Origin of the sequence: Clostridium sp. (assembly GCF_021443865.1) — a bacterium.
Lineage (GTDB): Bacteria > Bacillota > Clostridia > Clostridiales > Clostridiaceae > Clostridium.
Genome location: NZ_JABUTB010000101.1, coordinates 1 through 12,842, shown reverse-complemented (window position 1 = coordinate 12,842; position 12,842 = coordinate 1). Strand labels below are relative to the sequence as shown.

Sequence of the window (12,842 nt, the reverse complement as noted above, 5' to 3'; positions counted from 1 at the left end):
GGATATAAACAAGATGTTTTGTTAATAAAGATGTTAATTATGTCTATAAAATGGGAGGAGTTTTAATTCTTTTAGGCGCTGTGGGCTTAGGTTTTGCTCTAATTTGTCAATACTATGCTTCTATTGCTTCTCAAGGAGCAGGTACTTCAATAAGAAGCAAATTATATAAGCATATTAATGAACTTTCTCATTCTGAAATAGATAAAATTGGAACTCCAACTCTTATAACTAGATTAATCAACGATATAAATCAAATTCAAACTGGTATAGCTATGTTAATAAGACTTGGTACAAGAAGCCCCTTTATAATTATAGGTTCTACTATTATGGCAATTACTATTGACTTAAAGCTTTCTATAATATTTTTAATAACTACACCATTAATTGCCTTAGTGATTTATTTAGTTATGAGTAAATCTCTTCCTTTATATAAAGTAATTCAAGGAAAACTAGATAACTTATCCTTAATTACAAGAGAAAACCTTGAGGGAACCAGAGTTATTAAAGCCTTTTCTAAAGAAAATGATGAAAAGGAAAGATTTAAGGATGCTACTATAGAGCTTACTAATACTTCTATTAATGTAAGTAAAATTTCAGCATTACTTAACCCAATTACTTATATGATTATGAACATAGCTATTATAGCCCTTTTATGGTTTGGTGGTATAAGGGTTAATATTGGATCATTAACTCAAGGTGAAGTTATTGCTTATATAAATTACATAACTCAGATTTTACTTTCTTTAATTGTATTTTCTCAGCTTATTGTAATTTTAACTAAAGGAGCAACATCTGCCAATAGAGTTTTAGAAATATTAAATATTGAACCTTCAATTACTGATAGTAATGTTAATAACAATATTCACCATAATAAAGAGAGTTCATTAATTGAGTTTAAAAATGTTTCATTTTCATATAGTGATTCTAATGAATACTCTTTAAAAGATATTAATTTAACCATTAATAAAAATGAAACTATTGGTATTATAGGTGGAACAGGTTCTGGTAAGTCAACTTTAGTAAATTTAATTCCTAGATTTTATGATGTTACTAGTGGCGAAATACTTGTTAAGGGAAATAATACTAAAGACTACAAATTAAAAGACTTAAGAAAATTAATTGGAATAGTTCCTCAAAAAGCTGTTTTATTTAAAGGCAGTATTTTAGAAAACTTAAAATGGGGAAAAGAAGATGCTGATATAAATGCTATTAATGAAGCTTTAGAAATATCACAGTCAAAGTCCTTTGTAGATTCTTTACCTGAAAAATATAATTCTCCTGTTCTTCAAGGTGGTAAGAACTTTTCTGGTGGTCAAAAACAAAGACTTACTATTGCAAGGGCATTAATTTCTAAACCTGAAATCTTAATATTAGATGATAGTTCTAGTGCCTTAGATTTTGCAACAGATGCAGGACTTAGAAAAGCTTTAAAAGAAAAAACTAAAGATACTACTGTTCTTATAGTTTCTCAAAGAGTTAGTAGTATAAGAAATGCTGATAAAATAGTGGTTTTAGATAATGGTGAAATTAAAGGAATAGGCACTCATGATTATCTTCTTAAAAATTGCGAAGTGTATAGTGAAATATATTCTTCACAATTAAACAATTAGGAGGTTAGCTTATGAATATTACTATAATAAAAAGAATTTTAAAATATACAAAGCCTTATAATAAATATATTATTATAGCTTTTATTAGTGCATTAATTAATATTAGCTTAACCTTATTAACACCTATTCTAATTGGGCGTGGTGTAGATCTTATTGTAAGTAAAGGTAATGTTGATTTCACTAACCTTTCTAATATATTAATACTACTTTTACTAACTATTATCTTCTCTTCATTATTTCAACTAATAATGACTAGATGTACAAATATAGTGAGTTATAAAACTATTAAAGATTTAAGAATTGATGTTTTTAATAAATTAAATGAGTTACCACTTAAATTTATAGATAGTAATTCCCATGGTTCCATAATAAATAGTGTTATAAATGATATAGAAATAATCTCAGATGGATTACTGCAAGGTTTTACACAACTATTTACCGGAATAATAACAATACTTGGTACTTTATTATTTATGCTATCAATTAATGTTAATATTGCTTTAATTGTAGTTATAATTACACCTATATCCTTATTTACTGCTTCTACTATAGCTAAACATTGCCATTCTATGTTTAAAAACCAATCTCAAGTTCGTGGTGAATTATCAGGCTTTGTAGAAGAAATGATAGGAAATCAAAAAGTTGTTAAGGCCTTTGCTCATGAAGAGAAATCTGAAGAAGCATTTGAAATAATTAATAAAAACCTATATAAATATGGACAAAAAGCTCAATTTTACTCAGCTCTTACAAATCCAGTAACTAGATTTGTGAATGGTATTGTATATGCAGCTGTTGGTATTATAGGTGCTTTAAGTGCTATAAATGGTAATTTATCAGTAGGTAATCTTTCTGCTTTTTTAAGCTATGCTAACCAATATACTAAGCCTTTTAATGAAATTTCAGGTGTAATTACTGAACTTCAAGCTGCCTTTGCATCTGCTAATAGAGTTTTTAAAATATTAGATGAAGTTCCAGAAGTTTCTGACAAGGAAGGTGCTATCAGTTTAAATACTTGCATTGGGAATGTTGATATAAAAAACCTTTATTTCTCATATAGCGAAGATAAACCTTTTATAGAGGATTTTAATTTAAATGTAAAACCCGGTGATAGAATTGCAATAGTTGGTCCTACTGGTTGTGGGAAAACTACTTTAATTAATTTACTTATGAGATTTTATAATATTAACTCTGGTGAAATAAAAATAGATAATATTAATATTGAAGATATTACTAGAACTAGTACTAGAGGTCTTTATGGAATGGTTCTACAAGATACATGGCTTTTCTCTGGCTCAGTTAGAGATAATATTGCCTATGGCAAAAAAGAGGCCACTTTAGACGAAGTTATAGAAGCTGCTAAAGCAGCTCATGCTCATAAATTTATTATGAGGTTACCTAAGGGATATGATACTATACTTTCAGAAGATAGCTCCCTTTCTCAAGGTCAAAAACAGCTTTTATGTATAGCTAGAGTTATGCTTTCAAAACCACCTATGCTTATTTTAGATGAAGCCACTAGTAGTATAGATACAAGAACAGAAATTTACATTCAAAGAGCCTTTAATAAATTAATGGAAGGAAGAACTTCCTTTATAGTAGCTCATAGGCTTTCAACTATTAGAGAAGCTGATTTAATTTTAGTTATGAAGGATGGTAAAATAATAGAAAAAGGTAATCATAATGAGTTGCTAAATAAAAAGGGCTTTTATGCAAATCTTTATAATAGTCAATTTGCAACAACATAAAATATAGAGGCTGCACTTGCAGCCTCTAATTATATATAGTTAAATTTTATTTATTTGAAATTTTTGCTAAAGATTCCTTAGTTATACCATCTGCATTTAAATACTTACAGAATTTTTCTAATTCTACTTTTATAGAATCTAAACAATCATTAGTAACCTTAAAATCTTCTTCCCACCACCAATTTTTTATTATTAGTGGTCCCTTTCCTCTATGTATCTCTGGCTCAAATCTTGCCACAAATTTATCTCCATATAAAACTGGCAAAACATAATATCCATATTTTCTTTTATCTATTGGTTTATACACTTCCCAAGTATAATCAAAATCGAAAATTTCTCTAGTTAATTTTCTATCCCAAATTATATTATCTAATGGAGCTAAAAATCTTACATTATTTTCATTAATAGAAGTAGACTCCTTTAAAAGTTTTATATATTCTTTTCTTATATAAAAGTTTTCTTTTGAATTTTCAATTTTTATGAGTATTAATTCCTCTTCTTCTACTAGTTCACCTATTATTCTTTTTCTTAAATTTTTATTAGAAATATAATTACCTAACCAACCTTCTCCACTTCTATTCCAGTATACTCCAATACTTCCTATTCTTCTTTTAATATACCATTTAAAGAATTCATCATCATTTTTGAAAGGATCTTCTTTAAATACTATTTCTTCAGGCAATAATCTTTCAATTAAATCATATTTCTTTTGAGTATTTTTCTTTTCTGTTACTCCAAGTATTCCACTATTCCACATATAATCCATTGTAGCACTAGATAATCTCCCATGCCCCCAGCTGCCTTTAGCTACAGTACCTAAATCAATTTTAGATGGAATAGTTGCACCATTTATTTTAATATATTCTTTTACTCTATCAACATAATTTATTGCTTCAATTGAATTCCTATTTTTCAGTACCCACTCTACCTCATTTTTTCTTTCAGCCCTTACTCTTTTAAAATATGGCCAATCTTCAGCAGAATAAATAGCCATCATTTTATCCCATCCATCTAATAACTCTCTATCCTTATATAGTAATTCATCTAACATTGATGAATCATAATCTTCAATTCTTGATTGAAGAACTAAATCTGCATTTCTTCCTACAACATTTAGGGGATCATATTGAATACATCCAACTCTTTTTATAAAGTCTTTAATTCCCTCTTTATTAGCAAAAGTATTATTAACATATAAACCTTGATATAGAACTAGAAATTTTCTTAGTTCTTCCTTCGACAGCATAATTATTTCCATAGTTTTACCCCTTTAATACTTATTTAAAATTCACTATATACATTTTAGCATATAATTCTAAAATAATACTTTTTCAATATAAAAATCTTGCATTCATATTAAATATTTTCTAAATTTGAAAATAAGTTGATAATGAATTACTACAATGGTATTATTTATATGTTTTAAAATTATATATTAAATAAATATTTAAAGGGGGAATAAACTTGACTAAAGATATGACTAAAGGGAATCCTGTAAAACTTATTTTAACTTTTTCAGTTCCTCTCCTTATCGGAAACATATTTCAACAATTTTATAGTATGGTTGATACAATAATAGTAGGAAGATATTTAGGTGTGGATGCTTTAGCTGCAGTTGGTTCTACTGGCGCCATGGCTTTTTTAGTTAATGGTTTTGTGATTGGTTTAACTAGTGGTTTTTCAGTTTTAGTATCACAAAGATTTGGGGCAAATGATGTAGAAGGAGTAAAGAAGTCCTTTTCAAGTTCTTTAATATTATCAGGAATTATGACTATAATAGTTACTGCTTTAAGTATGTTTTTTGCAAAACCATTATTAGAACTTATGAATACACCTGAAAATATTATAAATGATGCCCTAAGTTATATAATTATTATTTTTGCTGGTAATATAGCAATTATTTTTTATAATATGCTTTCTAGTATTTTAAGAGCTTTAGGTGATAGTAAAACACCATTATATTTTTTAATTATAGCTTCAATATTAAATATTATATTAGATATTGTATTTATAGTTAATTTTAATATGGATGTTGCTGGAGCTGCTTATGCTACAATTATCTCTCAATCAATATCTGCTATTCTTTGTGCTATACATATAGTAAAAAAAGTTCCTATATTAAAATTAAAAAGACACCACTTAAAGTTTAGGAAAGAATATGCTGAAAAACAATTAATAATCGGTGTTCCTATGGCATTACAATTTTCTATAACTGCTGCTGGTGCTATGGTACTTCAGGGTGCTCTTAATAACTTTGGTTCGAAAATTATAGCTTCTTATACCGCTGCTTCAAAGGTTCAACAATTAGTTATGCAACCAGCTGTTACTTTTGGTGTTGCAATGGCTACTTATTCTGGCCAGAATTTAGGAGCAGGTAGAATTGATCGTATAAAAGAAGGTGTTAAAAAATCCACTATAATTAGTATAATAGTTAGTGTTATTTCAACAATAATTGTAGTTTTATTTGGTGGTACTTTTACTAAGCAGTTTATGAATGGAAATGATATAGAAGTTATATCTTATGCTAAACATTATTTAAATACTGTTTCAGTTTTTTACATACCACTAGGACTTATCTTTATATATAGAAACACATTGCAAGGAATTGGTGAAAGCTTTGTACCTATGATGGCTGGATTTGCTGAAATGATAGCTAGAACAGTAGTAGCTTTTACTCTTCCATTATTACTTGATTTCACTGGAATAGCTCTTGCTGATCCAGCTGCATGGTTTGCAGCTTGTATTCCTCTTATGATAACTTATTACAAAAGGATAAATGTAATAATGAATGAAAAACAAATTAAATTGGAACAGTAATATAAATTATAATTTTAGAAACTCCTCTAGGGAGTTTCTACCTAAATTCTACATTTTTCATTATTAATTCTTCATTTCAAGTATCATTTCTATATGAGGTATATTATCTTCTAAATAAACCTCTGAGACTTCCATAAATCCTAGGCTTTTATAAAAATCCTTAATATAACATTGTGCTGATATTCTAATAGGATTATTACCATAGGTTTCTTCAATATAATTTATAGCCATTTCCATAGACTTTCTTCCTAATTGATTTCTTCTATATTCCTTCTTAACTGCCACTCTCCCTATAGAAATCTCATCATAAGATACTCCCTTATTAAGTATTCTTAATGTTGCAATAATTTCTCAATTTTCAATACAAAATAAATGTTTTGCTTCCATATCATTATTATCACAATCCTGATATATACATTCTTGCTCTACAACAAATACTTCACTTCTTAATTTAAGTATTTTATATATCTCTTCTGTAGATAAATCATTAAACTTTTTTATTTGCCATTTCATTTTTTAATCACTCTTTTCCTATGTTGTTATAGCCAAATTATACCATATAAATTTATACTTATATTTATATAAATCTTATTAATTGCTTTACTAACATAATAAAAAAAGTAGCATATAATAAATAAAATCAATATTTATAGGTGGGTGCTATGAATTACCTCTTAGAAGCACAAGGGCTAAAGTTACTGGGTTCTGGTGCTGAAGGTGCAGTTTATTTAACTCCTGAAGGTTATGCTTTAAAAGTCTTTAAAGATATTAAAAATGCTAAANAGAATTACAATGCGTTATGCACAGGTACCAGTGTCTTAGGATGAATGCAATTGTTGTGTACTAATAAATAAAAGGTTGAGTTCTTTTACTTAAGATATTAAAAATGCAAAAAAAGAAGATGAAATACTTAAACAAACTATTGATAGTAGGTTTTTCCCTAATTCTATTGTAAGATTTTCTAATATATTAATAAGAGAATATGTTGGAGGAGTAACCCTTAAAGAGTATATTTCTAAACATGGATTACCTTATAATTTATCTAAAGAAATAATAGACTTAATAGAAGACTTAAAGAAACTTAATTTTAAAAGAATTAACTTTAGAAATGCTCATATATTTGTAAACTCTAATGAAAAAATTCAAGTTATTGATCCAAGGAAGCCCTACTCTAAAGTTACTCCTTATCCTAAGGACATAATAAAAATACTAGTTAAATATCATTTATTTGATAAATTTTTAAAGGATCTATTAAAATATAACCCTTCCCTTTTGCCTTACTGGACTTCTGCCTACGATTATCTTGCAGAACCAAGAGTAAAAAGAATTTATAGATATGGGTGAAAAAATGAGGCTGTTAATACAGCCTCATGTAAAATTACCATTATATCCTACTTATTTTTCAATAAAACCCCATAAAAGCTTTCACTTATATTGATTTCTTCTACAAAATCAAATCCTATTTCTTGACATAGTTTTATTATTTCTTCAGCATCTATTCTAATATCTACAGGTGGACCATATGGAGTTTCTTTTTTATAAAATTCAACAATATAGGCTTGACCTAAATCTTTTAAAATTCTTTTTATTTCTTTTAAAGTACATTCCTTATCATCAACTTCATGTAAAACTGTTATAAGTAAAGCTAAATCTATAGTATTACTTTCTAAAGGAAGCCTATCTCCTTCTACCTTCATTGGAGTTAAGGATTCTAATGACAGTTCTCTTTTTTTAGAGTTTAAATAATCTACCATGTCTTGTGAAATGTCTAATGCATAAATTTTATCTTTACTTATACTTGAAGCTGGAATAGAAAATAATCCAGTACCTGCCCCAATATCACATAATGTCATTCCATCAGTAAATCCTAACTTTTCTAAGGTTTCCTTTGGTTTTAATTGATTTACTCTAATTGGACTTTCTAATTTAAATTTCATTTTTTCCACAAATGTATTCATATGATTCTTCCTTTCTATTATAAATTATCTTACTTCTATTATACTTTAAAATATATATTAGTCTATCCTAATATTACGTTATATACAAAAGTTAGAATTGTTATACAATTATTATTGACTTTATATTGCACATTATATAAAATTTAGTTATAACATAATAATTAAGTGCTAGGGGTGCCTTTGTGCTGAGAGATGATTTTTTCATTAACCCTCTTTAACCTGATCTGGATAATACCAGCGTAGGAAAGCCATCACATATATTTATAATATTTTTAGTATTATTAATATTGCACCTCCTAGCATTTAAATAAGGAGGTTTTTTTATGAACAATTTTATTAATATATTACAAGAAGGCTTTAATAAAATTTATAATAATCCTTTATCTTTAGCTACTCTTATTGGAGTTATTCTTTTGATTTTAGCTCTTATAAGGTTTAAAAAGATAAAATTAGACACTAATGTAATAACAAGAATAGGTATATCTTTAGCCTTAGCCACAATACTTCACCTAATTAAATTAGTTGATTTACCTAATGGTGCTGGAAGCATTAATCTTGGTAGCATGGTTCCTATTATTATAATATCCTTTATGTATGGCCCTGAAATAGGAATGCTTACAGGCTTCTTATTTGGAGTAATTTACTTAATTATAAGCCCTTATATTTTACATCCAATACAGGTACTATTTGATTATCCCCTTCCCTTTATGGCTGTTGGACTAGCTGGTTTTTTTAAGAACAATAAATTGTTAGGTGCAACCTTTGGTATGTTTATAAGATTTATATTTCACTTTATCTCTGGTGTAGTATTCTTTGGAGAATTTGCTCCTGAGGGCTGGTCTCCAGTACTTTATTCCTTTGTTGTAAATGGATCTGTAGTATTTGGAAACTTATTAGTGATTTTAATTATTATTTCTTTATTACCTGTTTCAAGGATAATCTCAAGTAGTAGTACTTATAGTTAAATAATAAATATATAATATACTTAGAAATAATATATTTTTTTATTTACTTTATGCTATTGATAAATAAACAAAGGCAGAAATCCAATTAGGTTTTCTGCCTTTTATTAAAACAATTTTTATTTTTATTAAGAATACATTATTAAAATAGAATAGGAATTTAATGTTGGTAACTGATTTTTTTTCACGGTCATTATTACTTCGTCATTTATTATTTCATTTAAAGCTAATAAATTCCATTCATCACTTATAGTGTTTGTAATAAAATTATTAATATCATAATTATCATAGTCAGTAGCATTAAATATTACTATTATTTCTTTTGCACCACCTGTAGCATTTTCATCTTTATAATGCCATTTAATTACTCCAACATTTTCATCGCCATTTAAAAAATTAATATCAATTTTATTAATATCTTCTCTTTTATCGAACCTAAAAGCTTTAAATTTCTTTCTTATTCTTATTAACATTTTTACAAAGTTGAATACTTCATAATATTTAACTTTATCAATCCAATAAATAGCATTTACATTGTCAGGGCTTTTATAGCTATTATGATCACCATTTTTACTTCTTAACACTTCTGCTCCACCTTGAATAAATGGTATACCTTGAGATAATAAAATTATAGAAAGTGCTAGAACATTTCTTCTTACTAAATGATTATCAAAGATATCATCTTCCTTTATTTTTCTGTATTCATTAACCTTAATATTTTGATTCAAACTTTTTTCTATTTGATCCCAAAGAGTATAATTATCATGGGCATCTACATAATTAATACTTTCTACTGGATTTAATGTCATTGTATTAATAGAGCCCTTTAACCCTTCTATTATACTCCAAGCAGTAGCCCCATCATGTTGCTTTCCATTAACAAACCCATTAGATGGGGAATTATTTCCTCTAATATAATCCCTAAAGGTATCATTAAATACAGAAAATTTTTGACCTTTTTGCGTTCCTTTACTTATACCATTTAAAAGTGGCGAATCCCCACCTCTCCATGGTTCACCATAAAGTAAAATATTATCATTAACTTCCTCTGAAATCTTTACTATTTCTTGCATAGTATCAACATCCATTAATCCCATAAGGTCGAATCTAAACCCATCAATATTATAATCATTAATCCAATGTTTTATAGAATCAATTATATATTTTCTTACCATAGGCTTTTCAGTAGCAAGCTCATTCCCACAGCCAGATCCATTTGTATATCTACCTCTAAAATTAGATCTAAAATAATATCCTGGTACTAATTTATCTAAATTCGATGTTTCTTGCATATGATTATATACAACATCCATAATTACTCTAATATTATTTTTATGCAAGGTATTTATCATACTTCTAAGTTCTACTATTCTTAAAATAGGAGAATATGGATCACTAGAATAGCTACCATCAGGAGCATTATAATTTTTAGGATCATACCCCCAACTTCTATTTTCTTTTTTATGGGTCCTTCTCTCATCTACGGAACCAAAATCAAATATTGGTAAAATATGCAAATGAGTTATCCCTAAATCCTTTAAGTGATCAATTCCAGTTCTTACAGCTATAGTATCATTAATATCTATTAATGATGTTCCCTCTTTAGCTAACCCTAAATACTTACCTCTTAAAGCTTTATTTATACCACTATCTTCACTTATAGTAAAATCTCTTATATGCAATTCATAAATTATACTATCTTCTTTTCTCAAAAGTTCTGGTCTTTTATCTAATAACCAGTCTTGTGGCATAGTATTACTATTGTTTAAGTCTATTAAGCATCCTTTTTGTCCATTGACGCCTACAGCAGTAGCATAGGGATCTATTGCATAATATTCTTTTTTACATTCATAGCCATTTATATCTAACTTTCTAAAAGTGGTTTTAAACATATAGAATTTACCTTCACTATCTTCTCTATTAAGTTCATAGCTATATGTTCCACTTATAGGATCATAAATCATTTCATACTTGCTTTTTTCTACTGTATCATACCATTTATCATAAAGGCATAACTCAGTTTTTTCTGCAGTAGGTGCCCATACCCTTAATCTTATTTTATCTTCATAAAAGGTTACTCCCATATCATCTTCTTCATAATAAAACTTATCTAAATAACCTCTCATATTAACCTTACAAGATATAAAGGTATTACTTGCCCTAACTTCAATTAAATCCTTTGGAGAAATTTCTAAATTTAAATTGATAAATTCTACTTTCTTAAATACATTATCAACTATATACTGAATATTCTCCTGCTTAACTCCATTTATATAAATATAAAATTCTGTAATATCCATAGGGGTTCTAGATAGAAAAGCTACAATACTTTTACTATCATCCATTATTGCCACTTCTATTCTTGGTTTTATATAATCTACTAATTCATTTAAATCTGTTATTAATCTATTTTCACCATAAACAATATAACAGTTCTTAACTTTACTAGGAATTTCAAATGTCATTGTTTGCTCTGACCAATCATTTCCCCAGGCTCTCCTTCTCACAATAACGTTCTTTTCTTTTACAAAGGCACACCTACCAAAATCACTTTTCTCAAGGAGTTGGACATCATAAGCATCACCATCATTTGAAAAAGCCCAAATATCCCATATATATCCGTTCCCTGAATAATCTCCATCATTTTTAATAAAGTGTACTAATGTATCTTTTCTTTTTTCCATAATTACTGGAAAATTTCTAGATACTTTAATCCCTGAAACTATATCAATGAAGCTAACCTCTATATTCTTTAAAGCATTATTAAACTCTTTGATTCTTATTATATTTCCCTTTAATAAAACTTCATGACCTTTATAATTAATTTCCCATTCAACATCTTTAATTTCCTCTACTCCATAGATGGATTCTTTCAATGCAACTAATTGTATTTCTTCCTCTAAATAGAATTCATTACAAGATGCCTTTATATACATTTTAGTTTTATAATTCATATTTTCCATACAATTATTCATCATTTCAACTCCAAAACCATTATATTATATTTTACTCTTTATAAAAAATATTGTTTCAATATACTTAATCTTAATATTGTATATTTCTAATATTCTCTCCTATTATTTATATTTGAAAATCGAGAAATTAAAATCCTCTTTGCTTATACTAAGATGTATTTAAGCTAATGACTTGTTAAAATAATCATTAACTTTATTTTAAGGAGTATTAAAATGTTAAATAACTTTAGCACTTATTATTTTACTTAGAATTAAACCTAGATTTACATTTAAAAATATCTGTAAACCTACTATTACTTTTAATATTTTATAATTTTTATTTACTTATTATTATAAGTATCATTAAGACATATAATATTTTTTAATAATACCTATTTAACCAGCTACATAAATATTTTTAGACATGTTTTTATCCTTAATAAATATTTATTAAGGATAGTAAATATAATTATAGTTTTTACCTTTATACAATAAACCTCTATACAATATCTATAGTATAAATTTAGTAGTATATGAAATTAAATTCCAATGGATTTTACAATTACTTTATTTTATTAATTGTATCAATATTAATAAATATTATATTTTTTTAAATTACTATCCCTTTTATATATTCTAATATTAAAATTTATATTCAAAAAATATTGTACTAAAATTACAACATATACATTTTTAAATAAACATGTATATTTCTCATAAACTCTCCTAATATTATACAAACTTTTATCAACATACTTAATGTTTGTTCTACACATTTCTATCACATAGATAAAAG

At 26.9% G+C, this 12,842-nt stretch carries 7 protein-coding genes, 3 pseudogenes and 1 riboswitch; of the genes and pseudogenes, 6 read left to right on the top strand and 4 right to left on the bottom strand.

The window, feature by feature from the left end; all coding sequences use genetic code 11:
• Positions 1 to 35: 35 nt before the first annotated feature.
• From HUJ77_RS13690 to HUJ77_RS13680, 3 genes and pseudogenes are all read left to right on the top strand, one after another.
• Positions 36 to 725 (top strand): annotated as a pseudogene (locus HUJ77_RS13690) (ABC transporter permease); the annotation flags it as partial.
• Complete coding sequence (locus HUJ77_RS13685) at positions 705 to 1,610, top strand: ABC transporter ATP-binding protein (RefSeq protein WP_291709528.1); 906 nt, start codon at positions 705 to 707, stop codon at positions 1,608 to 1,610. The pseudogene HUJ77_RS13690 and the gene HUJ77_RS13685, both read left to right, overlap by 21 nt.
• Positions 1,611 to 1,621: 11 nt before the next feature.
• The gene (locus HUJ77_RS13680) at positions 1,622 to 3,355 is read left to right on the top strand and encodes an ABC transporter ATP-binding protein (protein WP_291709526.1); all 1,734 of its coding nucleotides are present in this window, start codon (positions 1,622 to 1,624) and stop codon (positions 3,353 to 3,355) included.
• A 46-nt stretch (positions 3,356 to 3,401) separates the two neighbouring features.
• Here the strand turns inward: HUJ77_RS13680 and HUJ77_RS13675 are convergent, their stop codons facing one another.
• A complete protein-coding gene (locus tag HUJ77_RS13675) occupies positions 3,402 to 4,613 on the bottom strand; it encodes a crosslink repair DNA glycosylase YcaQ family protein (protein ID WP_291709524.1) in 1,212 nt (403 codons plus the stop codon).
• A gap of 206 nt (positions 4,614 to 4,819) precedes the next feature.
• Between HUJ77_RS13675 and HUJ77_RS13670 the strand changes: the two genes are divergently transcribed.
• Positions 4,820 to 6,172: an MATE family efflux transporter gene (locus HUJ77_RS13670; protein WP_291709522.1), complete on the top strand. Its 1,353-nt coding sequence runs from the start codon at positions 4,820 to 4,822 to the stop codon at positions 6,170 to 6,172.
• 63 nt (positions 6,173 to 6,235) lie between these two features.
• On the opposite strand, the pseudogene HUJ77_RS13665 reads toward HUJ77_RS13670, so the two are convergent.
• Positions 6,236 to 6,685: pseudogene (locus tag HUJ77_RS13665) on the bottom strand (GNAT family N-acetyltransferase).
• A gap of 149 nt (positions 6,686 to 6,834) precedes the next feature.
• Between HUJ77_RS13665 and HUJ77_RS13660 the strand changes: the two are divergent.
• Positions 6,835 to 6,954: pseudogene (locus HUJ77_RS13660) on the top strand (serine/threonine protein kinase); the annotation flags it as partial.
• 609 nt (positions 6,955 to 7,563) lie between these two features.
• On the opposite strand, the gene HUJ77_RS13655 reads toward HUJ77_RS13660, so the two are convergent.
• Positions 7,564 to 8,130: a methyltransferase domain-containing protein gene (locus HUJ77_RS13655; protein WP_291709520.1), complete on the bottom strand. Its 567-nt coding sequence runs from the start codon at positions 8,128 to 8,130 to the stop codon at positions 7,564 to 7,566.
• A gap of 160 nt (positions 8,131 to 8,290) precedes the next feature.
• A riboswitch (TPP riboswitch) is annotated at positions 8,291 to 8,393 on the top strand.
• A 60-nt stretch (positions 8,394 to 8,453) separates the two neighbouring features.
• Between HUJ77_RS13655 and thiT the strand changes: the two genes are divergently transcribed.
• Complete coding sequence (gene thiT, locus HUJ77_RS13650) at positions 8,454 to 9,095, top strand: energy-coupled thiamine transporter ThiT (RefSeq protein ID WP_291709518.1); 642 nt, start codon at positions 8,454 to 8,456, stop codon at positions 9,093 to 9,095.
• Positions 9,096 to 9,220: 125 nt separating this feature from the next.
• On the opposite strand, the gene pulA is transcribed toward thiT, so the two are convergent.
• A complete protein-coding gene (gene pulA / locus HUJ77_RS13645) occupies positions 9,221 to 12,067 on the bottom strand; it encodes a type I pullulanase (protein WP_291709516.1) in 2,847 nt (948 codons plus the stop codon).
• Between the last annotated feature and the right edge of the window lie 775 nt (positions 12,068 to 12,842).

What these genes read in the sequence shown, in the direction of transcription:
- HUJ77_RS13680 (WP_291709526.1), top strand. Translation starts at nt 1,622, where the DNA reads ATGAATATTACTATAATAAAAAGAATTTTAAAATATACAAAGCCTTAT.
- HUJ77_RS13675 (WP_291709524.1), bottom strand. Translation starts at nt 4,613, where the DNA reads ATGGAAATAATTATGCTGTCGAAGGAAGAACTAAGAAAATTTCTAGTT.
- HUJ77_RS13655 (WP_291709520.1), bottom strand. Translation starts at nt 8,130, where the DNA reads ATGAATACATTTGTGGAAAAAATGAAATTTAAATTAGAAAGTCCAATT.
- thiT (WP_291709518.1), top strand. Translation starts at nt 8,454, where the DNA reads ATGAACAATTTTATTAATATATTACAAGAAGGCTTTAATAAAATTTAT.
- pulA (WP_291709516.1), bottom strand. Translation starts at nt 12,067, where the DNA reads ATGAATAATTGTATGGAAAATATGAATTATAAAACTAAAATGTATATA.